Source organism: Ruegeria sp. AF2 (assembly GCF_056542025.1).
Genome location: NZ_JBQFZC010000004.1, coordinates 107,450 through 133,005, shown reverse-complemented (window position 1 = coordinate 133,005; position 25,556 = coordinate 107,450). Strand labels below are relative to the sequence as shown.

Sequence of the window (25,556 nt, the reverse complement as noted above, 5' to 3'; positions counted from 1 at the left end):
GTCTACACCGCTGGAAAAGATCGCGAAGTCGATCCAGAGCGAGTGCAAAGGATCATGCGAGATCTGGACTACAGCCACCTGGACCGAGTGATGAACCGGCGAAGGAAGGGGTAGCGGGATGTTGAAGGTGGTTGTCTATGTTGGTGATCAAGAGGTCGCCCGAGCTGTGGCTGAGAACGATTCAGAACTCGCGGACGTGTCCGATTACAATATCCGGATGAACGAACGTGCTGCCGAGCGGTTTGGCATTCAAGAAAAAGGTCTAGGCGGCCGGATTAAGGGCCACCCTCGAAATCAGACGGTCTGGAGGCTCGTCCGCAAGATCGCAGACCTTTGGCTTGCGGGGACCGGCGCGGGCGAAGAAAGCGTTGAGGCAGAGCTGCTGCCGATGATCCGCAAGTCTATCCGCGAACTAGATGAGAGGGTCGAAAAGGAATCGAACCAGAGCGAAGACTGGAATGCTGTGATCAAGCAGATTTCTGATGACGAGCCGTATTCCCTGGGCTTCTACGCTGACAAATTTGAGTCGTGGACAGCGGACGAGATTGAAGCTCTTCGATGTGATGTGGTTGAGACAGCCACACAGGAAGAACTAATGGCCGAGGTCGAACGCCGGCGAAGAGCTGGTCTACTGCACAAGGAGGCCTCGAATGATGGCTTCTCAGATCTGGTTGATGATCTCTGGGGCAAACTCGATACATACCCAGACCGCTAGTACAGCTTACCTGCCGCCATTACCCAAAATTAAACATAAGAAGTCTATGGCGACTGTCGTTGTAGTAGTGCGCGCTTCTTCTTAGCGCCTCTCCTGCTAGGAACCAAAGCGCCCCGGATAAGCATTTCCCCAACACTGCTCTGCGGAACCATGTACTACCAGTCTCTACGATAAGCATGGTTGACCGCAACCAGCCCAAACCGGACATTCGCAACAAGACTTTGCAATTTCCGAGATCAGGACAAAGCGGTCGATGACGAGAAGCCTAGAGTTTTTAAATTCCAGTATCGAAAATCGAAGGGCGCACGGCATCCTCTTACCTTCGAACAACAAAGTTTTGGCGATGAACAACGTACACTGCTCAAATTGAATTCAAAAAACGCTCTATTTCCACTAGGGCTTTAGGCCAGGCAGGATCATACTCTGGCATCGTATTGTTTGCTGTCTCAAGGCCAATAAAGCGCGCCTTCTGGATGCCGGAGGCGAAAATCCTACCTTGTTCAACACTGTGCATCCTGTCTCGATTAGCGTGCATAACCAGAGCCGGACAGGTGATCCGCAGAAGTAGATCGGTTACGTCGACCCCTGCGACCAGTGGTCCAATCTTGAGCCAATCCTGATGGTCCATTGCCACTTTCATAAATTCTGCATAAGTGCGCTGGTCATGCGGACTTGCGGTTGGAGCAAATGATTGCGCCATCAAGTCTCTTGCAGAAGGGTATTCATCGTTCCAGCCTTCAAGACTCATATCCATCATTGCTTGCCCAAGCGCGGCAATTCCGGGCTGTGAACGCACCGCGAGTCCTTGTGCAAATCCACCGAGTAGAACCAACCCCGAAACACGGTCAGGATTATTTGCGGCAAAAGCCGCGGCAATGGTTGCCCCAAAAGAAATGCCAAACAGTGGAACTTTTTCGATCCCGGCTGCGTCCAGTACGGCCTCAACATCTTCGACGATCCGATTCAAAGACACATCCTGCACGCCCCTCTGGGACAAGCCATTGTTTCTACCATCAAACCGATAAAGGCAGTGATTTTCAGAAAGCAGCGGCAACCACCCGGCGATGGTGTTCATCGTCCAATCGTATTCCAGATGCCTAAGCCAGTTTGGTGTGACCAGTAACTTTCTACCACTTCCAGTGGATGTCCAGGCAAGCGTTGTACCGTCTTTTGATTTTGCAAAGCGGACGTCTTGAGAGCTAGCCAGCAGCTTGTTCTTTGCGCGTCTTTTGTCACCATCTAAATCAATAGAGTAGGCTTCAACTGGATTTGGAATTCCCTTCAACCGTATCGAGCTTTCTGGTCGCAAAGCAACCGCCAGCGAAGTTCCCGCAACTTCAGCAGCTGTCTTGCTGACGAGACAACTTCCAATATGCGCGCTGGACTGAAGGCGCGACGCAACATTCACGGCCTCTCCGAACAAGTCTGTGCCATTTGGCATTACGTCGCCAACGTGGAGACCTCCTCGAAGTGTTACGTCTTCATCTCTCATCTGATTGAAAATCTGGCTGGCAGCATTAATTGCGTCTGTGGCTGCAACAAACTCAACCAAAGCACCATCTCCCATCAGCTTGAATATTCGTCCTTTGTTTTCATGGACCAACGGTCTGATCACATCGTCCAAAATGCGTTGTAGAGTGTTCAGCGTGGTCTCAGCATCCTCTGACATGCGCTTGGTATAATCGACGACATCGAGGCTTAGGATCGCAGCAATTTTCCGCTTCATCAGTCGATGTGATCCTTTTAGCTAAACCAATTCCTCTGAACCAAAATTAACAGACGAATAGATTTTTGTGACCAAAACTTGTGCCTGGGTATTTTGCTAAGCCTGCAAGTTCCCAAAGTTGCGTTGAAACACACAGCCGAGCAAAATGTCTTATTGGCTGGCGAAACCTAGAATTAAGGTGAATGATTAACGCATTTCGCGTTGTTAACTAAGGTTCACTTCGAAATATCAATTCTAAAAGTGTCAGTCCGTAGCTCTTCTCATCTGTGACCGATGGCAGCCCGAAGCGGAACTTCGACTCTGAGCTTTGCAAAATCTAAAAAGCGGACGGCAGCTACCATTGGTGCGAAAGGCTTGAAGGTATCGAGCGCTTCGCCACGGCGACAATTTAAGAAAAAGTCACTGCGAGAAACAAGGTGGCTGAAACTGCTCTCTGACAGGAAACAGGCGTCCCCGCACACTTTCGCGCAATTCGAGCTTAGCCCAAGGTGTTGCCGGTGATGAAGGTGTACGAGCTTTCTACCAGATCGATGACGACATCCAACTCTTCTGGTGTGGTCGGTGTATATATCATGACAAAGCCGCTCCACCCAGGACGTTGCTTGGCCCAAGGGTGAGCTACGGCCCAGCCAGCCTCAATTGCCCGTCGCGCCGTTGCCGGATGCAGCGACGCGTGCAAGCTGCCATCAGGATGCATATGCGCAAACTCAAACCCACCCACGATAGAGTTCGGTTGAGACAGCAGCATGTCGGGATCAAGCTGAAAACCAATCGCGCCAGGAAGCGATATGCGTGTCGGGCCAAGTGTGACCCCTGGGAGTTGCGCAACACGCTCCAGCAATAGCTTGGCCAAGTCGGTATCAATTTCGACACCAATCTGAGTATGCGGTACGCCGCTTGTCGTTTCAGGACGGGGTGAGGTGCGCTCCGGCAAGGAACGCTCTTGTGCGGATGCCAAGGGGCACGTCAATGCCACCGCCGTTGCAGCAACCGCCAATGCTCTCAGGATTTCATTCATCGTGTTGACCATCCGCCAAAATCAAGGAATGAGCGTTCAGCGCAGTATCGGCGCCCTTGCACACATCATTCAGCCTTTAACGCTTCGATATTGATCAAGAGCTCTATCTCGTCGCTCACCGCTGGCGCAAATGCCCCAAGTCCGAATTCAGACCGCACGATGGTCGCCGTGGCTGCCAGGCCCAGGGTCGGCGTGCCCTCTTTTGGGCCAAACGGGTATGGAGCTGACTTGTTAAGCGTTGTTTCCAAAACAACAGGTTTGGTGATGCCATTCATGGTCAGGTCGCCAGAAATATTCGCGGTATTGTCTCCGGTCACTTCAATGCTGGTCGAGGCGAATGTGACCACGTCACTGTCACTCGCGCTAAAAAAGTCATCGGACATGAAGTGTTGCAGACGGGCGTCCCAGCCCGTGATCATGGATTTTACAGGCATAGACACTAAGACAGATGATGATGACGGATCATCTTCGTTGAACTCTATCTCACCGCTAAAACCTGAGAACATTCCAAATGTTTCTGAAAAACCGATGTGGTCGTAGCTGAACAATACCTGGCTATGTCCAGGATCCAGCTCGTAGGTGCCACTCTCGGACAATGCGTTTGTCGCGCCCATCGATAAGAGTACCGCCAGCGGGGTTGCTGCCACTTTGAACATTGATACGCTCCCATTTTGACAAGACGTGTTCGCGGAATCGAGTATTGAGCTTTAGTTTTTAGCTGGCCATACTTATAGAACATAATGTTCTACAGCGCAACAAGATGTTCTATAGGAGGGGCGATTGAAAGAAGATCCTAGGCTGATCGCCACACGGCAGGCCGCGCTTGATGCTGCGCAAAAGATACTGATGGATGAAGGCGTGCTGCACGTAACTCATGGCGCAGTTTCAAAGGCAACAGGCATTTCGCGCAGTACACTTTACAGGCACTGGCCAGATGCGCGTAGTCTGCGTGATGCAGCATTCCGGCGCATCGCAACACCGCCGAACATACCGCCCAAAACCGATGGCCCGCTACGATCTGACCTGCGCTGGTTACTCGGTGTATTGATGGGGGCCTTGAATGACACACCATGGGGCCAAATCGCGCCTCAGGTGGTCGCCGCTGCGTCCACAGATGAAGAAGCACGGCTGGTGATCACGGAATTCATGAAAGACAGGTTCGCAAGTGTTGAAGCAGTATTTGCAGCCGCAATAGACCGCGGTGAGATTGCCGCGGATGTTCCGGTTGAACAGCTTATAGAACTAGCAGTCGCGGCACCTTATTTCCGCAAGCTCATACGTCACGAGGCCTTGGACGAGGATTGGTTGGATCGACATGTTGATCTGCTTTGCAGTATCGCGAAAACCAATTCGGGACAGTGACCATCGCCTGACTTTGCAATCAAAGCGACCTGCAACAGGCGCGAGATTTCGGCAGAGCAGCAGATTAGATCAAAAGCATATCCAGCTAGTTCCCAATAGCGGTTGCTCCAAAAGGTCTCGGCAAAGACTCGCAATGATCGTTCTTCGAATTTTGCAAAGTCCGCGTTCTGCGCATTTCTGTAGTTCGGGCAACGCGCGGCATCGGCCAAAGTGGGCTCGATGCGGCCATTCTCCGCGGCTTGCATGTTTGGCAGGTCCAGCCCAATCCGGACACTTAATCCAAGACTTTGCAATTCCGACTTGCGGACAAAACTGACCTTGGCGTCTACACCTTCGCTGACGCAGGATCCACCGCACTGGCAGCAACAGCTCTTCCCTTCAACAGGGAAAATCGCCAAAGCGGCCGTTCCACAACGGGCTTTGGAGCTCCTTGATCGCTCTTTGACCAGACGGCGCTCTGGCATGGAAACGAAGGGACTTGGCTCAGCGCATAACCAAAGCTAGAGAATAGGCGTCAGGATCATGAAATTGGGCTTCTTCGCGCAAGTAGGGCGAAGACAGGCAACATTGTTACGATCCAGACCACGCTATAAATTGCGGATGGTATGGCATATTCGCTTAACCCATTGGTGTTAGGCAACAGCAAAGTGGCAATTGCGATTCCCAAAGCTCCGTTTTGAACGCCGGTCTCAATTGAAATCGTCTTCGCCTCGATGTCTGTGCATCCGAGCATCCCTGAACTCATGATGCCAATAAACGTGAGTGACGCACCTACAACAAAAAGTGCGGGTCCAAGCCTAAGGTAGTTATCCGCGACCACCACCCAGTTTGAAATGATCGCGCCTCCGATGACCATCGCAAAAAGTAGCATAGAGACCTTGCTAAAGACTGGTTCGACCGCGGCTACAATCCGCGGCGCCAATGACCGCGCGGTCACCCCGACTAGGATTGGAGAAGCTGTTAAAAAAAACATCGCTAAAGCCGTCGAAGAGATGTCGATAGCGGGCGCAGTTGCCCCCATGAACATCTGCATCGAAAACTCCAGGATAAGCGGTACGGTAACGACACAAGTCAGACTGAAGACTGCTGTAAGAGTAACGGACAAAGCAACATCCCAATTCGAAAGCTTGGTTACGATGTTACTGATCGCCCCGCCCGGACAGGCCGCTAAAATCATAATGCCAACGGCTGTCTCGGCGGAAATCCCAAAGATAAAGGTCACTATCAAAGCGATGCAAGGCAGCAAAATGATCTGGTTGAGAGCCCCGACGCAAAAGGCCCGTGGACGTCGTCCGATGCGTTGAAAGTCAGCCGCTGTGAGTCCGAGGCCAAGGCAGAACATGATGACAACAACTGCGAGCGGCAGCAGCACAGATATAAAAATTTCGCCCATCTACCATGACCTCTATGACTGCATGCTTCCGCACGCTTTCGGACGATACCGCTCAGAAAACCTGATGACGAGTTTTATCAGTTTGGCGCATTGATCCTCAAGCGCCCGAAGATCGAGGCTGTCTCTATTTATTATACCTATCACAGGGTTGGACGATCTGGTGTGAAAGAGCTTTCCAGTGCTAATCTCACTGTATGGCAAGTGTAACTTACGCATTCGCCCGCGCGATGGCCAACGCCGCCGGGATGACGCTGAACGACGATGGCGCCCTGATTTCGAATGGCGCTGTCGTGCTGCGTTTGCCAGAAGCTCAAGACGGCCAATTGGCGGATGATGCGTATTTCGATTTGATAGATTGGATTCGTGCGCAACAAGCGGACGAGGCCGCGTTGGTCGAGGCCTATGCAAACGCGATTGCGACCGATGATCTCGGCGTACTTGGCCTGGCCGTTAAGACAGCTCCGACCTTGCGGCAATCATTGCAACGGATCGAGCGCTATTTTCGTCTCGTCACGGACACCGCAGTTTACAGACTTGATGAAACCAGCGATCCGGTCCTTTGGATTTTTGAGGGACAAACATCACATCGCGCTGCCTTGGAGCTGCGCAACGAATGCGCGCTTGCGGCCTTTGCGAGGAACATGTATCGGTTTGTGGGCGATGGGTTGTCGCTCGCATATGTCTCGTTTCAGCATCCATGCAGACAAGAACCAGAGCGTTACGCCGAATATTTCGGGTGCCCGGTTCGATTTGGGAGCGCCCACAACGCCATTGCTATGCGCCCTGCTATGCTGGAAAGCGAAAATCGTCTTGGCGATCCGGGGTTGTCAGATTTCATGACGAAGCACCTGGATGAGGAGTTCAACTCTCGCGATGACGACACCTCACTGAGCCAAGCAATTGTCCACCGGCTTACACCGGCCCTGAGTAACGGCGCGCCGCAAGCAGCGCATGTCGCACAAGAGATGGGAATGAGCGAGCGCACGCTTTACCGCAGGTTGGCCGAGGAAGGGCTGACCTATCGCGACGTTCTTGGTCAGGCACAAGTTGCACTTGCTCGTGACCTGCTCCGTGACGGTAAGGCTTCCATAGCCGAGATCGCCTTTATGACCGGGTTTTCGGAACAGAGCACGTTCAGCCGCGCCTTCAAGCGCTGGGTTGGCCAGGCTCCGGCACGATTCAGGCAGCAAGCGACCTCCGACTAGGCACACACCTCAAGACCACATGGCAGGTTCGGCCAAAACCTTGGCAGGGCGGGCCGATACCTCAATCGATGTGGTGCATAGCTTCTTCTTTGTCAGATCCACCTGGGGCGCCGCCGAGTAAAGCAAACCCATTTGCCCCTCTCAGACAAAGGAAATTTGCAATGAGCAATCATGACCACAAACATGGAGCAAGCTGCGCTTGCGACGTCACGCCCGAACGCGTTGATATGGCGCGCCGGCGACTCTTGCAACAAGCCGCCGGTGCGGCCGCGGCAGGTACAACAATAGTGGCTGGCGGGCAGGCCCTTGCCGCGACCGGCGAAGCACGCGCCTACTATGCTGACCCGGAAAATCCAGGCCTTCCCCAAATCGACATGACCATCGAACCGGGGCGTACTGCGCTTGTGGTGACCGACCCCCAGATTGATTTTTTGTCAGAGGACGGTGTGACGTGGGGCGTCGTTGGCGAAAGCGTGACCGAACAGGGCACGGTCGACAATATCGAACGGCTTTTCATTGCCGCCAAGGCTGCGGGGATGCCGGTCTTCATCTCGCCCCACTATTACTACCCACATGACCACAAGTGGGAGTTCGAGGGCACTCTGGAAGCGACGATGCACAGCATCGGCATGTTTGACCGCCTGGGACCGCTCAATTTGGACAACTTCGAGGGCTCAGGTGCCGACTGGATGCCGCAATACAAGAAGTACATCGAGGATGGCGAAACCATCATTTGCTCGCCACACAAGGTTTACAGCCCTGCTCAGAATGACCTGAACCTGCAATTGCGTAAACGCAAGATCGACAAGGTGATCCTCGCGGGGATGTCGGCGAACCTGTGTACGCAGGCGCATCTCTACGAGCTGCTGGAGCTGGGCTACGAAGTCGCTGTCGTTCGCGATGCCACAGCCGGGGCCAAGGTGCCTGAAGGTGACGGGTATCTCGCCGCCATCATCAACTTCCGCATGGTCGCCAACGGCGTCTGGTGGACCGACGACGCGGTTGAGCGCATTGGCCAATCGGCCTGACCCAAATCGATCTTCAAATTTGATCCTAGCATCCTGAAAGGACATATCATGACACGCATCTTTACATTTCCCGCGCTTACAACAGCGTTGACTCTCGCCCTGGCGGCGGCGGCATTGGCTGACGATGAATACAACGTTTCGAACAGTCTTACCTTGACTGGGCAGCCCCTCGGCATGCATGGCGTCGATCCTGTATCGATGTTTGAAGCCGAAATACCCGAAATGGGCAACGCCACTTTTACATCGGCCCATGATGGAGTGGACTACTATTTTGCGTCGCAGGCAGCGAAAGCCACATTCGAGGCGGATCCGACGGCACATCTGCCTCAATTCGGCGGGTTCTGCGCCTTTGGCGTCTATGTAGGCAAGAAGCTTGATGGCGATGTTCGGTATGCCGATATCGTGGACGACAAGCTCTATCTCTTTGTGAATGAGGAAATCTTCAAGAAGTACCTTGAGGACAAAGAGACCGTGATCCAAGGCGCCCATGCCAAGTGGGCAGACATCCACCACACGCCTGTCGGCAGCCTTTGATCGAGGAATTTGGTGGCTTTTGCCGGTCGGAGCCACCGCTGCCTCTCCCCTCCCCAAAAGGCCGGCATTTCTCCAAGACACCCTGTCCGCAATGACAATTCGCGTGTGTCGAAAACTCTTCCCAAAGGAAACCAGACATGACTGATTTTGAGACATATACAATCGCCTCAGCCCCTGATGCCGCGAAACCAATTCTGGAAGCATCGCTGAAAGGATATGGTTTTGTACCCAACCTTTATGCGGCCATGGCCGAAGCGCCCGCAATTTTGGAAGGCTATACGACACTTTCCAGCATCTTTGGAAAGACCAGCCTGTCAGAGACTGAGCGCCAGATCATCCTTATGACTAACAACCGGTTGAACGGGTGCAAGTACTGCATGGCCGCCCATACCACTCTTTCACAGATGGCCGGTGTCCCCGAAGACGTGATCGCAGCGTTACGCGATGGCAGCCCTATCGCCGACCCCAAATTGGAAGCGCTGCGCAAATTCGCCATCGTGATCAACGAAAGCCGAGGCTGGCCCAGCGACGCACAGGTCGAGGCGTTTCTGACGGCTGGTTACACACGCCGATCTATGCTGGAAGTCATCCTCGGCACAGCGTTGAAAACCCTGTCGAACTATACGAACCATGTGGCGGAAACCGCGTTGGATGATGCCTTTGTGCCAAATGCATGGATCGCCTCGGTCGCGGCAGTGGCTGAATAGCGGACCAAACCAGACATTCTCCAATCGAGGCGAATGTCTGGTTCAGTTTTTGCGTTGAGTATACGCTATTCGATCAGTCGTGCTGCGACGTATCCCACCAATGCGCATCCATGAACTGCGGGATCGCCTGCGTTTTACCGCTCAGTTTCCCGACGGTGCCTTCAGTCAACTCAAGCGCCATCCATGCCTCGGGTGCCGTCAACAGATCGGGGTAAGGCGTATGCTTGTCGGTTGGGACAAACCCGTAGCGGGGATAGAAGGTCGGGACACCCAACACGAACACGGCGTCAGCCCCGATAGACTTTAGGTGCCCGATGCTGGTCTCCATCAATTCTTTCCCGACACCTGTACCCTGATGGTGTGGTGACACGCCGCACGGGGCCAGAAGGTAGCATTTGGTGTCGCGGTGGTCCGTAAAGACAAATGGCGTGAACAGCACGTTGCCCGCTAGTTTCCCCTCTCGTTCAACACTGATCGAGATTGTGTCTGGATTGTCGAGAAAGGCTTTGGCAAGCTGTGCAATCGCCTCTCCCTCAGCTTCTCCATCCGCTTGACCAAAGGCCTGTCGGTGGATGCCCAGAATGGCGTTGATGTCTGTTTGTTTCATAGTGTTCTCCTATCGTTGATTCATTTGGGCTCGTACGGATTTGATCCCCAGCGCAGACGCGCGATAGGGGGCACCGTTTTTCGAGCGGATCAGGCGCTTTTTAAGAAGGCGCTGAAAGATATTGAGGGTGCAGTCAGACAACACATGACCGCTGCGCGTATAGCAGGTGACATCATGTACTTTGCCGTTCGGCTGGTGTTCAAATTGGATGGACCCGCCAAGGGCGAGTTCATGCAAAACACGTTGCTCGTGCTTTGAGATGTTCATTGGGATGTCTCGATTTTACGAAAGTACAGAAACAGGGCACTCAGCGTTGCGCTTGAGTGTGCCTATCAATGTTGGTGTTCCTGAATTTGCTTCGCCAGGAACGGGCGTTAGGCCCGGGACTCTTTCATAAAATCTCCATAATGCGAGGCGCTACGCCTCAGACGAGACGGTCAAATAGGCATTCAAACGAGTCGCGTCAATATGGACGGCGGCCTTTTTTGGGGAGGCGGCGTGTTTCAATGCAGTCTTTCGCCGCGACACGCGTTTGTGGGAGGAATGGGCTCGTTCCAGTCGCTCGCTGTGCGGTGTGTGATTGACTGCATTGTGTAGAAAGCGGTAATTTGACCGCCGTTCGGTCCATCGCAAAGTCATTTCACAGTATCACATTAAACTGATCCGCAATTTGCACCCCTAGTCTCATCTGCTCTTCAGGTTCCGTGTTACAATACTCATACTGGCGTGGGACACACAACTTCGATCAGAGATGGCCCGTCGCTGGAGAGACCGGCAGAGAGCGCCTTCGCAAAGCTGTCCATGTCATCTGCGCGTGTCCCCGGAACACCATGGCCCTTCGCCAGAGATACCCAGTCCAGTGTCGGGTTATCCACGTCAAACATAGCTTGAGCATTCTGACCATAGCTCGCCACACCGACATTTGTGAGTTCATCGCGCAGGATTTGATAACCGCGGTTCGCAAACACAACGATTGTCACGTCCAGATTTTCGCGGGCCATGGTCCACAATGATTGAAGAGTATACATGGCGGACCCGTCGCCGGTTAGTGCGATGACTTTTCGGTCGGGGCAGGCGATAGCCGCACCCGTCGCACAAGGCAAACACAACCCAATCGCGCCGCCGGTGCCTGCGAGTAGGTCATGCGGTCGAGCGGTGGCTGTCGGTGGAATGACGTGAAACCCGGACGTCACGGACTCATTACAGATGGTCGCGTTTTCCGGGATCAGTGCTGCCAACGCCAAACCAACTTTTTCGAGGGTCAACTGCCCGCTGGGAATGTCCGGCAGATCGAGCGGATGGGTTTCTGCCACCGTTTTGCTTGTGACCCCGACCGCGTCGGCGAGCGCTCGCAGCGTCCACTCGATATCATCTGTGGGCGTACATAAGTCGGTAATGGGGCAATACGGAGGTTCGGGTACGCTTGGTTTCCCGGGATAAGCAAAAAAGGCGACTGGCCTGTCTGTGCCAAGCAGAGTGATCGAAGACGTTGCATCAAGCTGAGCGATCTTGGGCGATATCGGATAGACCAGTTGATCTAGCTTTGCTGTTCCTGCGCCCTTGGAAATGCGCGGTATCAGAGTATCGGCCAACAACCGGCACCCCGTCGCGGCAGCAATTTGTCCCGCTAGTTCACGCTGTGGTCCAAACAGGGCTGATCCGCCAATCATCAGCGCGGCGTTCGGCGTTACAAGACGGGCTGCCGCGGCCTCTATCTCGCCCATTGACGGTCGATGGAGGCTTTCACTGGTGTCCAAACGGTTTGCCGCTGCGTTCGCTTCGTTCCAAGCTGTGTCGGCAGGCAGGACAAGGGTCGCGATCTGGCCGTTTCGCGCGCGGGCTGCTTGAACCCCTGCCGCTCCATCCCTAGCTACGTCGGTGGCATTAGACGATACTCGCGTCCACTGACTGACCGCTTGGCTGACACCGAGGATGTCTCCCTTCAAAGGGCTTTCGTAGCGCAGATGGTGCGTTGCATGATCGCCCACGATGTTAACGATCCCGGACCCTGCTTTTCTGGCATTGTGCAGATTAGCAAATGCGTTGCCAAATCCTGGTGCAAGATGCAGCAGCGTGCCCGCAACATCACGTTTCATGCGAAAATATCCGTCCGCCGCCCCTGTCGTTCCTCCTTCGAACAGGCAAAGAACGCAATTCATCTCCGGGTGTTCATCCAAGGCAGCGACAAAGTGCATTTCAGAGGTGCCGGGATTTGCGAAGACTGTATCCACGCCATTGTTCAAAAGGGTTTTTACGAGTGATTGAGCGCCGTTCATTTTAACCCTAGCCTGATTTCAAGCGATCATTTGATGACAATGCTCGCACGAAAAGACCTTCTTTCTGAACATATTTTCCTCTCGACACTACACTTTACGACGCATGGCACCGCAACCGCTCGCGACGTGGAGCAGTCACCGGACTTAAGACCGTGCCTTTTGGCGGGGCCAAAACTTAGAGCGAAAGCAGTCAAACACTTGGTGAGATAGACACCGCGCGAGCACGCCCGCTTTGGGCTCTCCCGGCACATTCGCCGCGAGATCCATGAACGACGGCTTCGGGAAGGAGCGCCTTTCGCGGCGTGGCGCACGAACTGGCAAGATGCGGCCAAAGCAGACTTTCAGTCGAATAAATTGAAAGTCTGCTTCTCGGTCGCGGCACATGCTTTAACTGAGGTGATGCACTTCTTGCATGCCGTAGACCGGCGTTGGTACACCCTCCATTCGGGCCTTTATTTGCAGCGACAGGAATTGTGAATAATGTCGGGACTGATGCAGGTTACCACCATGCATCCAGAGGTTTGGAAGCTGTGTCGGCTTCCACATATTGCGTTGCTCGCCTTCCCAAGGCCCCGGGTCCTTGGTTGTGTCAGAGCCCAGACCCCAACACTTCCCAAGCCGATCCGCCATGTCCTGACCCATCAGGTCAGCAACCCAGCCGTTCATCGAATTATACCCGGTCGCATAGACCACCAGATCAGCATCCAGATGCGTTCCGTCATCAAGGATAACTCCGGTTTCATCAAGCGCAGTGACCTGACCGCGTTTCAGCTTGATCTCACCATCAATGATCAACTGGCTGGCCCCAATGTCGATGTAATAGCCTGATCCGCGGCGCAGGTATTTCATGAACAGCCCGCTGTCGTCGTCGCCCCAATCCAGCCAGAACCCGGCCTTTTCCAACCCATCATAGAACTCTTTGTCCTGTTCTTTCATCGCGGCATAGGCTGGAATCTGGAATTCGTGCAGAATGCGATAGGGCAGCGATGCAAAAATCAGATCGGCCTTTTCGGTTGTCATACCAGAACGCACCGCACGTTCAGAATAGAGATCGCCCAGTCCGATTTCCATGAGGGTGTCCGAGCGGACGATATGTGTTGATGACCGCTGCACCATTGTTACATCGGCATCGTTTTCCCAAAGCGCCGCGCAGATGTCGTGGGCCGAGTTGTTGGACCCCACCACAACGACCTTCTTACCGGCCCATTTGTCGGGACCTTCATGTTCCGAGGAATGCACCTGCTCGCCTTTGAAAACATCCATACCCGGAAAATCAGGCATGCGTTTCTTGCCGGACATCCCGGTCGCCATGATCAAATGCTTGGGCCGCAGTACAACCTCTTCGCCGTCCCGGTCCACCGTGATGGTCCACTCGCCCTTGTCTTCATCAAACGTGGCGGATTTGGCCGTCGTTCGCGTCCAATAGTTCAGCTCCATCACCTTGGTGTACATCTCAAGCCAGTCACCGATCTTGTCCTTGGGCGAGAAGACGGGCCAGTTTTCCGGGAACTTGATGTAAGGCAGATGGTCATACCAGACCGGATCATGCAGGCAGAGGGATTTGTAGCGATTGCGCCAACTGTCGCCAGGCCGGTCATTCCGTTCAACGATGATTGTCGGGACGCCGAGCTGTCGCAGCCGCGCGCCCATGGCGATCCCACCCTGACCACCGCCGATGATGACGCAGTAGGGCTGTGTTTTGTAACCCAGTTCAGCCTCTTCTTGGGCCCGTTCTTCCGCCCATGTGGTCCTGTGTTTACCCGCACCATGCTTGGCCCCAAGTGGGCGGTTGAACCCTTTGGGCTCTTCATGACCTTTCAGCTCGACCATCGTGGTCAGCAAGGTCCATATCTTGCCATCCTTGAGGCGGATTAACCCAAAGCCGCGTGCCACTTCGGTTTCGAACTTGATCCATGCGGTGGTTATTCCGCCATCTTCAGTGGGCACTTCACTTTCAGCTATTTTCCAACCGCTCGGCTTTGTTGTGGCCAACTGGTGCGCGAGCATATCTGCCACCTGCGCCTTGCCTTCGACCGTTTTGATATTCCAGGTAAAGCTGACCAGATCGCGCCAATAGCAATCGTCCTGGAACATATCGCAGGCGGCATCGATATCGCCTTGGGATAAAGCCGCACCGAAGTCATCCAGGAACCCCTGCACCTGATCCGAGAGTGTTGTGTCGAGCATGTCATCCTCCCTATCTCCACGGAGCAAAAGGCTGACAAATCCGCGTCCCTTCGGGCAAGTCGATTTGGCGGCTCAACGCTTGACTTCGGCCAAAAAACCCAAGACTTGTTGCGCGCGCAACAAGGGCGCAACACGAAGGCATGTGCGTTTATGCAGGTGGAATAAGCCCGGCCTTTCGCACACGGCGCAGGATTGTCGACCGGTTCACGCCAAGGCGTCGCGCCACTTGAGACATATTCCAATCGCAAGCACGCAGCAGTGCTTCCAGATCATCTGAGTCCAGCTTTTGCGCAGGGGCGAGCGCCGGGGCTGGCAAATCCGTCAAGTCGATGATGTTGTCCTGACACAGGGCGACCGCGCTGTGCAGCAGATGTTCCAGTTCACGAATATTGCCGCTCCATAGTCGTGATTTCAGATCGGCGCGCGCGACTGTCGACAGGTGAATATCATGGCTTGCAAACCGTCGAAGCAGGCGATCAATTAGCCAATCCAGATCCGCTCGGTGGCGCAAAGGCGGCAGAGAAAATGTGGCCCCCGCAATCCGGTGCAGCAGATCTTCACGCAGACCGCCCTGCAATCCCGCCGGGGGCTGCCGACATGAGGCAATGATCCTCAGATCAGCCCGCCGCTCAAGCACTGCTAAAAGAGAGGCCTGTGCAGGCTCGCTCAGGTCTTCAACACCGCGCAGGTACAGCGTGCCGGGGTCGATGGTTTGGCAGAAATCGAATGTCTCGGTATCGCAGCAGATCACTGTGTGGAAATCCTGTCTCGCAGGATCGGCCATGTGGATCGCACGCGCCAGTTTGGTCTTGCCCGTGCCGCTTTCACCAGTCAGCAAAAGCGGCAGGCTGGTCGGTGCAAGACGTGCAGCATTGTTCAAAAGCTGCTGAAGGTCCGCATCCGGCCCAGCAAAACTGCCAAGGGCTCCGGGCAGAACCTGTTCTCGCTTGCGCAGGGCCGCTGTCATCTGCGACGTCTGTGGCGCAACGGCATGACCATAGAGCGCGCGCCCGTCCTTGAGGCGCAATACCCGGTCTTCTGAGGGCCTGCCGCGCATGAATTCGGGCATGTCATCAACACTGATTTCAAGCCAGTCCTGCAATTGCGACCCGATCAGGTGGCCCGAACCGTCCGGGTCCAGTGCGCGTCGGGCCCCCGAGGTCATACCAATGATCTTGCCGCTTCCGTCCACTGCAACCGCCGCTTCAGGATCGACCTCAAGAAATTCGGGGCTAGCTGAAAAGCGCAGGACCCAATCGCGCCTGGTCGATGCCATCAGGTTTGCCATCTCGACGCGACGGGCGGAATTCGTCACCAATGTCATGGCCAGATTCTGCGACGCCTTAGGCGAAGGGCCACGCAACAACGAAACATCCAGAACAGCCGCAAGACCACCTTTGGTATCGAAAATAGGCGCTGCCGTACAAGACAGCGGCGTATGCGTGATCGAAAAATGATCCCCCTGATGGATCGTCACCGGCTGACCTGTAACGATGCACGACCCTACCCCGTTCGTTCCTGCCAACTCTTCCGTCCACTTGAATCCCAGATGAAGACCGGCAGTTCTGAGTTCGTCCTCAAAGTTCCGGTCGCCAAAGAAATCGACGCAGACGCCATCCGCATCAGCAAGCAGCAGGACGTAGTTCTGCCCTGCAACCTGCGCAAACAAAGATTGCAGCCCCGAGCGCGCTGTTGTGATCAGACGTTCCGATTGCTCCAGATGTTCACGGAATTTGGTGTCAGGCAGGATATGCGCGGGTTCCTGCCGTGAGGGATCCATACCATAGGTTTCAACGCAGCGCTGCCAGCTGTCCGCGACAAGCCGGTCTCTCCCTGTATCGAACCCGCTTAAGACACGGTCAATCTCTTTTGTGTGCTGGCGATCCAACAGCTTCCCGCCCTACAAATCCTCTCTAAAATTAGCATGAGGATGGCTTCGCGCCTATGTTCAAATTTCGTCTGGCAAACGTATTGGCGCTTTGCTTCGTCAAGCTGACCTTCGTTGAACGCGCAGCATTGAGCCCTTTCGGACTCTCCTGGCACCTTCGCCGCGATCTGCGCCAAGGGCCGGTCTGATAAGGATCGACGTTCGCTGCACGCGGCATGAACTGATAAGACGCGGACAAACCTGCCCTTCGATGCTGCTCCATCAATTTCCGTTTTCGGTGTGCGGTAGCGTCGTCGATGCTGTATCCAGCTCGACACTCAAACTTGCGGCCAAATCGAAAAACTGTCGTCGCACGGTCTCGGCGTAAGGATTGGCCTTCTCAATCGCTTCGAATACTTCAGGCGCATCGTGTTGAACCATGGAAATCGCTTCAGATAACAAGTCAAAGCTTTTCGTTGTCATGCGCGTTGGCAGCGGTCCCATTCTCAGTAGCACTTTGGCAATGAGGTGCGTGAGTCCCTGGACAACTGCTGCTTCTTGGTCGTGATCTTCTGGTGTTGTCATGATGACGGTCAGTCCGAGCGCTTTGCGTAAAAACGCAGCCAGCCTTGTATGCCGGTTTCCCTGAATGGGGCAGACCGCGATCTTTAGACCCTCAATACCTGTCGCGGCACTTTGAGGACCAAACAAGGGGTGGGTTGCGACGATGTCTACATGGTTCGGCATCAGCCGCCGCATGATTTCTGCGGGAATTACTTTAACTGAGCCAACATCGACAATCAGCGCGCCGGGTTTACAAGCAACCGCGATCTCTCTGACAACCGGCTCGAAAGAGGACACTGGTGCCGCAATGAGGATCACATCAGCCTGCGATACTGAGTGCAAGGATGATAGACGCACGCCGAGTTTCTTTGCGATCTTGGCAAGGTCCGGCGACGGATCGTAGGCCGATATCTCGAAGTGCTGTCCGAGATGAAGTGCTGCAAGTTGTCCGAACGCACCAAACCCCACGATGCCTAGCGACGTATTTTGACTACTGCTGTTGTTGTTCATTTTGCGACCTTTGAATTTGCCGCCCGGCACAAGGTCGTTTGCATGTTGACCGCTGTCAGGGGCAGCGGAAAACCAATGATAAATTGCCCGCAGCTATCGAAGCTGAGGATAATAGTCCTGCGATGCGAAGAACGATTTCACCATGAGGTCAGCGATAAGGCACCCAAGAGCGCAGAGTCAACGATATTGCTGCCTATAGGCTATGATGCAGCACTCTTTAGGAATGGGCTCAATCCGAACATGTGTCGCTTTCTGAACGAATTGCCGCTTCGGATCGCGAGACTGCAAACGCTGTATAATTGCGACTTATGTTAAATCTCGAAATCCCGGCTTTTTGTCGCAAAGCCGGTGCGAATTTCCGACAGTTTCACCCAACACCGCGTGATCAATACTTGCGCAAGTACTTTGACCCCCACTCCCCAAATGACATCTTGCAGTTGAGTAAAATTCCTGCTCTCAGCTATGGCATTCGAAGCAGCAGAAGAGGAAAACCGTGTTCAATCTTATTGTTTCAGGAGGCTTAGAAAACGACCGCCGCGGTTCAATTATGGCCGACCGTGTATTGGAGTTTACTTCGGACGAACTTGAAGCGAAGTTCATGCCAGGCGGTAAACTCGATGTTTTGAGTGTTATGTCTCTTCCTACGCTTTTCATGGAAGAAGGTAGAAGTGACGAGATTGCGAGATTCGGACAGCTTACGAGAGTTGAACTTAAGGGAACCGACTATCACCTGCATTACGCGATAGATCCAGACGTTCCAAATATGACTAATGCTGAAGTTTTTAATTTGGCGTCTGAACTAAATATTGAAAAGTTTGAGTTCAATCGAAACCACTGGGCGATCAAAGACGCAGACTTGTTTCAAGTTTTGTACCGTCAGAAAGTAGGTTCGCGCCCTGTGCCAACTGTCTTCCAGTTAAGCGAAAAGCCAGTGAAATCGAACCTGATATCTTTCATGATGCCCTTTTCAGGATCTTTTTCATCCGTCTATGAAGAATTAAAGGATGTCCTTCAGGCAGACGGATACCAGTGCCAACGGGCAGATGACATGTGGGTACACTCTCACATTATGACCGACATCATAGAATTGATATGCACATCTGCCGTTGTCGTTTGCGACCTCTCAAACAAGAATCCCAATGTTTTTTACGAAGCTGGAATAGCCCATACGCTCGGGAAAGAAGTTGTACTGATTACGCAATCGCACGAAGACGTTCCGTTCGATCTGCGCTCTATACGCTACCTTCACTACCACAATAATGGTGAGGGCCGGAACAAGCTAGCTGGCGAGGTCTTGGCACGAATTCAAGCAGTAACGTAGCTTCCACTATGTCCAAAAGTGTTTCTTTAGAACGATGGCGATCTGACACTGAGATGTACAATTATTGAAACGTTTGTTTGCAATGAGTCTTCAGCTACATCTCCATAACATCTTTGTCATTACAACCCGTTGCCGCCTCTACGGCACTCTTTTTGGATAGAATGCTGCCTAGTTGATCTGCTTGTGTTTTGAGTTCCAAGTCGTCCTTCGTATGAAAGCACAAGCAAGTCTCTGAGTTCTACTAGGTGCCCGCGTGTTGCAGAACCCTCGGCTTGCGCACCGTATGTAGCGATTTCTTGGTTTGAGAATTCAGTGAGCAGTTTTTGTGAAGACGTTTTTCGCGACTTGGCAAGAACTGCAAGAGGGACGAAACGGCTCTGGAAGCGCGCTAGCTGTTCCGGCGAGATCAAATAACCCTTGTTCGGACCATGCGAAACTTCGCGAGCTTCGAGCAGACCAAGCTTGCACCAGTGCACGACTGATTGAGGTTTCCAACCAGTGACCCTGGCAACATCCTGAGCTGTCCAGTCTTTTGAGAAGCGCCCTTTACTCAGTTCTCTTTCCACGTCGCTTTTCAGATACTGGAACTTACTTAACAAGACTTCGCTATTCGCGTTTACAGGCACGATCTCACAATCAAAGATGCGCTGAAAAATTTGGATGAGCACCGAACGATCCGTTGTTCTGCGAAGATTTAGATCCACAAAACTAATCGTCTCACCATCCCGTTGGACCGCGGAGGCACTGATACGAGCCAGCCGATCTGCAAGGGCAATTCTGTCAAAGCCACCGTCAATCAACGGGGGACGATCTTCCAAAGCAATTTCGCTGACCACAGCAGCTTCACGCAAAAGCTCAAGCTGCTTTCGTGAAACTCCAAGTAGGTTTCGGATTGTAGTGCCGTCGCAGTATCTTTCTCGATCAGCGAGGATGTTATGAACTTCTAGCCGAGGAATAACAGTATGAGTGTGCCCATATCCGCTCCGGCTTTGTTTGCCGGCAATCTGTTTCTTTTGAACCGCCTCAACCAGCCTCTGCGACGTGATCCCAATCTCTTGAGCAGCTTCCTTGGCAGACACCCATTCTCTTGATTCATCGACTTGTAATGAACCGAGATAGGTTCCGCTGAACTCTTTTGAAACAACTCCACCCAAAGCCTTGTGAAATGGTTCATATGCAGGATCTTTGAATTGCATGAACCGCTGATACCAATTTCCCAATCTTGCAGGCGCGGAGTTCAATGCTGGGTCAGCGTTTACCAGACGTTCGCGAACGTGATCTTCAAAACCGTTTGGCCAGTTTTCTAATAATGAAGCAACCGGCTCAAGCAGCACAACAGCCTCCTCTACTGTTCTCGGCAATTTGGTCTTAAGAGCCTTGCCCGTTCGATTTGTTGAGAAGGACGAGGCTAGGAAATGAACAAAACGGCCGATATCTGCTGGAGGACTGGACACCAACTGCTTCGGAAGACCAGAGACTTCACTTGATGGAATGCCCGAAATCAACTGCGAGATTAGAACCTCATGTCGCGGCGCTGTCTGAACTGGAAGTCTCGACAAATCCGTTCCGCAAGAACATTTTCCGTGCCCTCCATTTTCGGGCGTAAGAGCCTCTGAGCATCGCGGGCAGGTATCTTCCAACCTGCACGTGTGCTCAGGGCACGCAGTTACCAGCGTGTGACGCCAGCTTTGGTGATAGACCTTACCGTCTGCGATACAGATTGGGCACACTGGGTCAGACCGGTGCCGTTCATATTGCCACTCGCGGCATGCGTCTTTTGGCTTGGCTTCCGGTGCGATTGCCGCGAGCTCGCCCGCAGGTAATCCACATTTGCGCTCCAAGTCATCAATGCTCTCGATCAGAGGGCGTCCGTACCTAATACCAAGCTCCGAGAAGAAATCCCCCGTGTCGATGAATGCGTTGAAAGCAGACAATCTGCGAAGGAAGCCGAGGAGGCTTTCATCAGGTTGTGGATTTGTTGTTCTGGCCAGCATCAATAGTGTTCCAACACTGAAAATTCTTCCGTCGTGGAAGGTGCAAGCTCAAGGTCGGCTTCCTTCATGACGTTTACGAACGAACGGACCAAATCCAGTTCTTCGATATCATCAGATTCAAAGAAAAAATCTGGACGGTGTTGGGCTTGAAGAACGGAGTTCGCTGCCTTGGCGAGGCTGGCGTAGCTCAACACATCATTCTCGATGTAGGCGATTGCCCCGTGCAAGACGCGCATAACGATCCCAACGCGGCCGCCAGACACTCCGTAAAGGCGCACCACAATGTCATGAGGGTCAAAGTCAAACTCTAGGCCGGCTTCTTGCAAGCTGTTGAGTGGCGATGCGATAGCGCCAGCGAAGTTGGTCTTTTCCTCTTCAACGGACCAGGAATAGGGCAACATGTAAGTGGATTTCATTGCCCGATCACGGCACTGTTCGTTCTCATCCAGAATTCTCTGAAACTTGGGCAACCCGCAGAGGACCAGCGTCACACCTGTGTTGTCCACGAGGCGTTTGAAATGGTCGGTAACGCCCCGCTTTGACAGCCGTTCACCACGTTCGGCGCAGTGATTGCACTCGTCCATCGCAATGACACGAATGCCCTTGCTCGTGATTTCCTTGTATAGCTGTGCCTCGATCTCTGACGCAGATGACCCTCTCTTACCGCTCAGTTCCAGCGAAGCCAGCATGGATCGAACAAGCATTTTGTCATTTGGCTTGTTGGGGATGGAACCGATGACAAAATCGCTGTCATAGACCCATCCCTGGTATTCAGTTGTTGGCTTACCGATAGTATCCCGCAGATCCTCGAGCATCCGACTTTTTCCGCACCTTGTGGGACCAAGGAAGGGCACGATTGACCCACCGAGCCGCTGTGCAAGGCTAATGGCTTCAATCAGTTCACTGCGCGTTTGTTGATACAAGGCGTGATAGACGGCTTGTTTCAGGACGTGACTGTAGTTCTGGTGACTCAACTGTGCCTCCGGGTTGATTTTTTCGGCATGTTCCCGGGCAAGCTAACTGTCGGCTTGATCCGTTTGCGTTTGGCTGAGTTGGTGGGATCTTGACCTGGTAGGCGATCCGAACGTTCAATTAGCTCTTTGTTGCGGGTCGCTGCGATCTGCTTTGCCCGGCGCTTCTTCGAAGTAAGTTTGTCAGCCTTGTCTTTGAAGTCTTCGTAAATTTGAAGTTCGGCTAGAATTGCCTGCGTTTCGATTTCCTCCACATCAGGCGTGCGCAACGCTTTTCGTGCGACATCCAACTGCGCAAATGACAACGCGGGGCAGTTTTCTCTCTTTGTAGGGACAAAAAAGTGTTCGTGAGCCAGTTCGTCCCAGACAGCGATTTCTCGGATGTCATTTGGGTCGTACCGGATCTGAACCTTGTTTCTTACTCCAACGCGCTCAAGATAGTTCTTCAGCTCGCACGAGGCGTACCGAATGTTCTTGAACATGATGCCATCTCGTTCGGCGACACGAACTGCCTCTTCAACCATAAACATTTCTCTGACTTGGACCGCAGATGGCGCGGGGGGAAGTAAGTGGCGTCTACTCAGTCTGTTCCATGCGGCAACGGGAGACTCATTGGTCCGTAGGATGTTTTGCACTCGCCGTCTTTGCTTTTGAGCGTAAATGTCATAACGCCACCTTTGAAGCATTTCTTCGACTTCGCGAATGGTATAGACAGCTTCTGCTTCCGCGATTTTTGTGCGTTTTTTCGCGCCAATTTCTGAAGTTTGGGAGGCCCCCTGAAACTGGGTAATAAATCGACTTAGTTCTCGGAAAAACCTCTCAATGAATGGCTTCTTATCTGGCTGGCCTGGAACGCACTTCAACCAGTCTTGTGCCGAGGCCGACAGGACTGACCCAATAATATCGCCAGAGTTTTCTGAGCCTTGGTCTGATACCGTCAATTGTGGCGTACCGACGGCCTGAAACCTGTTTTGGATTTTGTAGCGATCAAAGAACGCATCCGTTTTGGGTACGAAAACCTCCTTCATGGTTCTCGCGGTCAGACTGGATGATGGAGCGCCCCAAGACACTTGAAGGTCCAGAATCAGGCCCGTTGCGCAATCGATTACCGCACACACTGTTGGACGTCCTACTGGATCTCCGTCATCATCTACGCACCACATGTCCAAAGTGGTGGAGTCCGCCTCAAGACGTGCGAACGGAACTTCAACTTTCTGGAGATTCATCGCGAGCAAGTATTGTTTTCTTGCTTCCGCACTGCCGAGCCTAAGTTTCACAACATCTGCATGTGGCAATAGCTGAATAATCGCGTTTACACATTTGCTACCGCATGGTCCGGGCTTGAGATCCAGTTCTTCACATTTTTTCTGATACTTTGCTTTGGCAAGCCTTGCGAGAGACGTAACCGTCATGCGATCCGAAGTCAGAAACCGTTCTTCGAGCAGATCGTAAGTGACTTCTTCAAACAAGAAGTCGTATCTGGGCGCTCGGTTGCCTTTGTTCGTGTGTTTGGGTCGAAGCCCTGCATCGCCTTTTGAACGGTCCAGCTTATCCCAGGATTGAACAGTCCTTAGTGAGGGAAAACCATTAGCTCGGAAAGACGTGTATTTGTCATCCAAGAAGTCTAGTACAAGTCGATTGTAGGCTGCCTGCCAAGTGAGACCACCTCCTCTATGCACTCTGATCGCTGTGATAACACGTTTTTTGAAGCTTAGTTCTTTCTGCTCAGAAGCGTTGAGCATTCGGCGCAGTGACCTGGCATCTGCGTTCGGATCGAACGCCATCTCGGAATGAATGAGTTCTCTGAATCTCTCAAAGCTGATGTGCGAATAAACACCGTCCTTGTCAGTCAAGGAGACTGAACCGTCGCGCACTCCAATTTCTACTACGGTGAAGGTCTGTTCTTCGATCAGAACATGCCAGCCAATATACTGTCGCTGAACGTGGGTCACAGCTCGATGATCTCCAGATGATTTGTTTTGGGAGTTGGGTTCAAAGACGCAAACGAAGCCGGCCCAAGACGTCGACTAAAAAGATCCACTGCAAGAAACCCGGAAAGGATAGCGCAAAGGAGTTCGTCCGAACCAAGATCAAACTCGGAGATCAGCTGACCAAGACGGACACTTTCGGTTGGCACTTCAGCAAGGACTTCTAGAGTTTTCTTCGTTGGTGGCCTGTCAATAACAGCCTTCAGCGTGCGGACGTTGTGAGCCACGATTTCCGTTAGCGTTTCGTCTGTAATCAGTGTCCAATGATGGCCAACAGATTTGAAAAACTTTGGCAAAAAATCCCGATGAAGGTCCTCGTTGACCCACCTTTCAGCTTTGGTTTCAACGAAAGCTGCTCGACCATCCCGCATTCTGACGAGGAAGTCGGGTGTGTAAGGCTTGGGGCGATAGCGCTTTCCGACAAACTCATCGATAAGATACTCTTTTTTCGCATAAGACCTTCCCGATAGAAGATCATATGTGCAAGGTTGGGGCCGGAAACTGGCTACACGCGGATCCAACGCCAACGCAAAAGCAGTCGTGGCCTCCAATGTGCTCTCCAATTGGATGTATCCAGCACATTTCGGAGCACTGACGTAATTTGCTCTCTTTTTTTGCCCCGCTTTTCTTACGATGCGGGATGTTGGGTGTGATTTGGGGTCTTTTTTCATGAATAGATGTCTACAATATTGGCATCTCCAATATCAATACAATATTGGCGCTGCCAATAATGGATAAATGTATGGTGCAACAAGGCAACAGCCTCGAGAGCGTGGCAAAAAGAGAAAACTGGATAGAATTTGGAGGTGCTTTGTCCGACGCCATGGACAACCCGAGCGCCTATGGACTTCGAACATCCAACGAAGTTCTTAAAAACATTGCAGATCTAACCGGAAGAAGACCTCACAGCCTCAAGAACCCGCTCTATGTAAGCAGATGGTTAAAAGAGAAACATCCTGAGGTTTACCAAGCCAAACCGGCCTGGCTGGGTATGACGCTCGTTATGTATTTGATGAAAATAGAAGAGTTGGATGCCGCAGAAGCAAAAAAGATAACGCCGAAAGTTTTTGAAGGTCAGATGAAGCAGATCGAGCTCAAGGCTATCTTCGACGACCTTAGAGAAAGAAAAAGCGATCCTTCCATAACGACCGGAAGTATAGAGCTTTCCGCGCCTCAAAGAGCACAACGATTTAACGACTTTGTTGACGACTACCTTAAGCGCTTTGGGGCTGAATTCTTTGAATCGGACAGCGTATCTATCCAGCCCGGAAGAATTATCGATCCTATAAGCCCGGACCTTGTTGTGAACCTGAGTTCTGGTGAGCGTGTTGCAGTAGAAGTAAAGTCTTACCGAAACCGGGTAGACCGGCATCAGTTCATAACAACACTGGGGTATTTGGCACTAATTCAAAAACTTGTGCCAGAAATTCTCATGATTGTACCAGAAGGAAGCGCATATGACTTGCGTAGGATGAAGGATCTGCGCGACAAACTCTCCTTAAAGGGTATTCGCTTTGCGACAATGCCCGAAAAGAGAGCTGAACGAGCTACAGACCTTAGGGTAACCGAATAAAGCTATTTGC

The 25,556-nt window shown here is 52.7% G+C and carries 22 protein-coding genes and 1 pseudogene; 8 read left to right on the top strand and 15 right to left on the bottom strand.

The window, feature by feature from the left end; all coding sequences use genetic code 11:
- The first annotated feature begins 118 nt into the window (after positions 1-118).
- Positions 119-715, top strand: a complete 597-nt coding sequence (locus ACR0NM_RS13900; protein ID WP_171188030.1) for a hypothetical protein — start codon at positions 119-121, stop codon at positions 713-715.
- A 361-nt stretch (positions 716-1,076) separates the two neighbouring features.
- Here the strand turns inward: ACR0NM_RS13900 and ACR0NM_RS13895 are convergent, their stop codons facing one another.
- The 3 genes from ACR0NM_RS13895 to ACR0NM_RS13885 form a co-directional block, all read right to left on the bottom strand.
- Entirely contained in the window at positions 1,077-2,441 is a 1,365-nt protein-coding gene (locus tag ACR0NM_RS13895) for an alpha/beta fold hydrolase (RefSeq protein WP_170806685.1), read from the bottom strand.
- A 478-nt stretch (positions 2,442-2,919) separates the two neighbouring features.
- Entirely contained in the window at positions 2,920-3,459 is a 540-nt protein-coding gene (locus tag ACR0NM_RS13890) for a luciferase domain-containing protein (protein WP_254451568.1), read from the bottom strand.
- Positions 3,460-3,524: 65 nt separating this feature from the next.
- Positions 3,525-4,115 (bottom strand): YceI family protein, encoded by a 591-nt coding sequence (locus ACR0NM_RS13885; RefSeq protein ID WP_170806683.1) that lies wholly within the window; start codon positions 4,113-4,115, stop codon positions 3,525-3,527.
- Between the two features lie 124 nt (positions 4,116-4,239).
- Here ACR0NM_RS13885 and ACR0NM_RS13880 point away from each other — a divergent pair, with 124 nt between their 5' ends.
- On the top strand, positions 4,240-4,821 hold the full coding sequence (locus ACR0NM_RS13880) for a TetR/AcrR family transcriptional regulator (protein WP_480615246.1): 582 nt from the start codon (positions 4,240-4,242) through the stop codon (positions 4,819-4,821).
- 520 nt (positions 4,822-5,341) lie between these two features.
- Here ACR0NM_RS13880 and ACR0NM_RS13875 read toward each other — a convergent pair.
- Positions 5,342-6,214 (bottom strand): bile acid:sodium symporter family protein, encoded by an 873-nt coding sequence (locus tag ACR0NM_RS13875; RefSeq protein ID WP_480615245.1) that lies wholly within the window; start codon positions 6,212-6,214, stop codon positions 5,342-5,344.
- 194 nt (positions 6,215-6,408) lie between these two features.
- On the opposite strand from ACR0NM_RS13875, the gene ACR0NM_RS13870 reads away from it, so the two are divergent.
- The 4 genes from ACR0NM_RS13870 (at position 6,409) to ACR0NM_RS13855 (ending at position 9,688) form a co-directional block, all read left to right on the top strand.
- Positions 6,409-7,419 carry an AraC family transcriptional regulator gene (locus ACR0NM_RS13870; RefSeq protein WP_480615243.1) on the top strand — a complete coding sequence of 337 codons (1,011 nt, stop codon included), beginning with the start codon at positions 6,409-6,411 and terminating at the stop codon, positions 7,417-7,419.
- Between the two features lie 161 nt (positions 7,420-7,580).
- Positions 7,581-8,447: a cysteine hydrolase family protein gene (locus ACR0NM_RS13865; RefSeq protein WP_171208668.1), complete on the top strand. Its 867-nt coding sequence runs from the start codon at positions 7,581-7,583 to the stop codon at positions 8,445-8,447.
- Positions 8,448-8,495: 48 nt separating this feature from the next.
- Complete coding sequence (locus ACR0NM_RS13860) at positions 8,496-8,981, top strand: YHS domain-containing (seleno)protein (protein WP_170790462.1); 486 nt, start codon at positions 8,496-8,498, stop codon at positions 8,979-8,981.
- Positions 8,982-9,118: 137 nt separating this feature from the next.
- Positions 9,119-9,688, top strand: coding sequence for a carboxymuconolactone decarboxylase family protein (locus tag ACR0NM_RS13855; RefSeq protein ID WP_142639617.1), 570 nt, complete (start codon positions 9,119-9,121; stop codon positions 9,686-9,688).
- Positions 9,689-9,761: 73 nt separating this feature from the next.
- Here the strand turns inward: ACR0NM_RS13855 and ACR0NM_RS13850 are convergent, their stop codons facing one another.
- The 6 genes from ACR0NM_RS13850 to ACR0NM_RS13825 all read right to left on the bottom strand — a co-directional run bounded on the left by ACR0NM_RS13850 (position 9,762) and on the right by ACR0NM_RS13825 (position 17,729).
- Positions 9,762-10,295: a GNAT family N-acetyltransferase gene (locus ACR0NM_RS13850; protein WP_170790463.1), complete on the bottom strand. Its 534-nt coding sequence runs from the start codon at positions 10,293-10,295 to the stop codon at positions 9,762-9,764.
- A 9-nt stretch (positions 10,296-10,304) separates the two neighbouring features.
- Positions 10,305-10,562: a YjhX family toxin gene (locus ACR0NM_RS13845; RefSeq protein WP_171728211.1), complete on the bottom strand. Its 258-nt coding sequence runs from the start codon at positions 10,560-10,562 to the stop codon at positions 10,305-10,307.
- A 449-nt stretch (positions 10,563-11,011) separates the two neighbouring features.
- Positions 11,012-12,571, bottom strand: a complete 1,560-nt coding sequence (locus ACR0NM_RS13840) for an acetolactate synthase large subunit (protein ID WP_480615240.1) — start codon at positions 12,569-12,571, stop codon at positions 11,012-11,014.
- Between the two features lie 387 nt (positions 12,572-12,958).
- Positions 12,959-14,758 (bottom strand): NAD(P)/FAD-dependent oxidoreductase, encoded by a 1,800-nt coding sequence (locus ACR0NM_RS13835; protein ID WP_170790466.1) that lies wholly within the window; start codon positions 14,756-14,758, stop codon positions 12,959-12,961.
- 148 nt (positions 14,759-14,906) lie between these two features.
- The gene (locus tag ACR0NM_RS13830; protein WP_170790512.1) at positions 14,907-16,649 is read right to left on the bottom strand and encodes a sigma-54-dependent Fis family transcriptional regulator; all 1,743 of its coding nucleotides are present in this window, start codon (positions 16,647-16,649) and stop codon (positions 14,907-14,909) included.
- Positions 16,650-16,907: 258 nt separating this feature from the next.
- The gene (locus tag ACR0NM_RS13825; protein WP_331252663.1) at positions 16,908-17,729 is read right to left on the bottom strand and encodes a prephenate dehydrogenase; all 822 of its coding nucleotides are present in this window, start codon (positions 17,727-17,729) and stop codon (positions 16,908-16,910) included.
- A gap of 463 nt (positions 17,730-18,192) precedes the next feature.
- Here ACR0NM_RS13825 and ACR0NM_RS13820 point away from each other — a divergent pair, with 463 nt between their 5' ends.
- Positions 18,193-19,020, top strand: a complete 828-nt coding sequence (locus tag ACR0NM_RS13820) for a hypothetical protein (RefSeq protein ID WP_480615238.1) — start codon at positions 18,193-18,195, stop codon at positions 19,018-19,020.
- Between the two features lie 119 nt (positions 19,021-19,139).
- On the opposite strand, the gene ACR0NM_RS13815 is transcribed toward ACR0NM_RS13820, so the two are convergent.
- From ACR0NM_RS13815 to ACR0NM_RS13795, 5 genes and pseudogenes are all read right to left on the bottom strand, one after another.
- Positions 19,140-20,354 (bottom strand): hypothetical protein, encoded by a 1,215-nt coding sequence (locus ACR0NM_RS13815; protein ID WP_480615578.1) that lies wholly within the window; start codon positions 20,352-20,354, stop codon positions 19,140-19,142.
- A 315-nt stretch (positions 20,355-20,669) separates the two neighbouring features.
- Positions 20,670-21,014, bottom strand: a pseudogene (locus ACR0NM_RS13810) (TniQ family protein); the annotation flags it as partial.
- Positions 21,014-21,937 carry a TniB family NTP-binding protein gene (locus ACR0NM_RS13805; protein ID WP_480615564.1) on the bottom strand — a complete coding sequence of 308 codons (924 nt, stop codon included), beginning with the start codon at positions 21,935-21,937 and terminating at the stop codon, positions 21,014-21,016. The gene ACR0NM_RS13805 and the pseudogene ACR0NM_RS13810, both read right to left, overlap by 1 nt.
- A 47-nt stretch (positions 21,938-21,984) precedes the next feature.
- On the bottom strand, positions 21,985-23,937 hold the full coding sequence (locus ACR0NM_RS13800) for a Mu transposase C-terminal domain-containing protein (protein ID WP_480615236.1): 1,953 nt from the start codon (positions 23,935-23,937) through the stop codon (positions 21,985-21,987).
- A complete protein-coding gene (locus ACR0NM_RS13795) occupies positions 23,934-24,644 on the bottom strand; it encodes a hypothetical protein (RefSeq protein ID WP_480615234.1) in 711 nt (236 codons plus the stop codon). Before ACR0NM_RS13795 ends, ACR0NM_RS13800 begins: the two co-directional genes overlap by 4 nt.
- A gap of 71 nt (positions 24,645-24,715) precedes the next feature.
- Here ACR0NM_RS13795 and ACR0NM_RS13790 point away from each other — a divergent pair, with 71 nt between their 5' ends.
- Positions 24,716-25,546 (top strand): hypothetical protein, encoded by an 831-nt coding sequence (locus ACR0NM_RS13790; RefSeq protein ID WP_480615232.1) that lies wholly within the window; start codon positions 24,716-24,718, stop codon positions 25,544-25,546.
- Positions 25,547-25,556 lie beyond the last annotated feature (10 nt).

Excerpts from the sequence above, each read along its gene's own strand:
- ACR0NM_RS13900 (WP_171188030.1), top strand. The coding sequence starts at position 119 with ATGTTGAAGGTGGTTGTCTATGTTGGTGATCAAGAGGTCGCCCGAGCT.
- ACR0NM_RS13895 (WP_170806685.1), bottom strand. The coding sequence starts at position 2,441 with ATGAAGCGGAAAATTGCTGCGATCCTAAGCCTCGATGTCGTCGATTAT.
- ACR0NM_RS13890 (WP_254451568.1), bottom strand. The coding sequence starts at position 3,459 with ATGAATGAAATCCTGAGAGCATTGGCGGTTGCTGCAACGGCGGTGGCA.
- ACR0NM_RS13885 (WP_170806683.1), bottom strand. The coding sequence starts at position 4,115 with ATGTTCAAAGTGGCAGCAACCCCGCTGGCGGTACTCTTATCGATGGGC.
- ACR0NM_RS13875 (WP_480615245.1), bottom strand. The coding sequence starts at position 6,214 with ATGGGCGAAATTTTTATATCTGTGCTGCTGCCGCTCGCAGTTGTTGTC.
- ACR0NM_RS13870 (WP_480615243.1), top strand. The coding sequence starts at position 6,409 with ATGGCAAGTGTAACTTACGCATTCGCCCGCGCGATGGCCAACGCCGCC.
- ACR0NM_RS13865 (WP_171208668.1), top strand. The coding sequence starts at position 7,581 with ATGAGCAATCATGACCACAAACATGGAGCAAGCTGCGCTTGCGACGTC.
- ACR0NM_RS13860 (WP_170790462.1), top strand. The coding sequence starts at position 8,496 with ATGACACGCATCTTTACATTTCCCGCGCTTACAACAGCGTTGACTCTC.
- ACR0NM_RS13855 (WP_142639617.1), top strand. The coding sequence starts at position 9,119 with ATGACTGATTTTGAGACATATACAATCGCCTCAGCCCCTGATGCCGCG.
- ACR0NM_RS13850 (WP_170790463.1), bottom strand. The coding sequence starts at position 10,295 with ATGAAACAAACAGACATCAACGCCATTCTGGGCATCCACCGACAGGCC.
- ACR0NM_RS13845 (WP_171728211.1), bottom strand. The coding sequence starts at position 10,562 with ATGAACATCTCAAAGCACGAGCAACGTGTTTTGCATGAACTCGCCCTT.
- ACR0NM_RS13840 (WP_480615240.1), bottom strand. The coding sequence starts at position 12,571 with ATGAACGGCGCTCAATCACTCGTAAAAACCCTTTTGAACAATGGCGTG.
- ACR0NM_RS13835 (WP_170790466.1), bottom strand. The coding sequence starts at position 14,758 with ATGCTCGACACAACACTCTCGGATCAGGTGCAGGGGTTCCTGGATGAC.
- ACR0NM_RS13795 (WP_480615234.1), bottom strand. The coding sequence starts at position 24,644 with ATGAAAAAAGACCCCAAATCACACCCAACATCCCGCATCGTAAGAAAA.
- ACR0NM_RS13790 (WP_480615232.1), top strand. The coding sequence starts at position 24,716 with ATGGTGCAACAAGGCAACAGCCTCGAGAGCGTGGCAAAAAGAGAAAAC.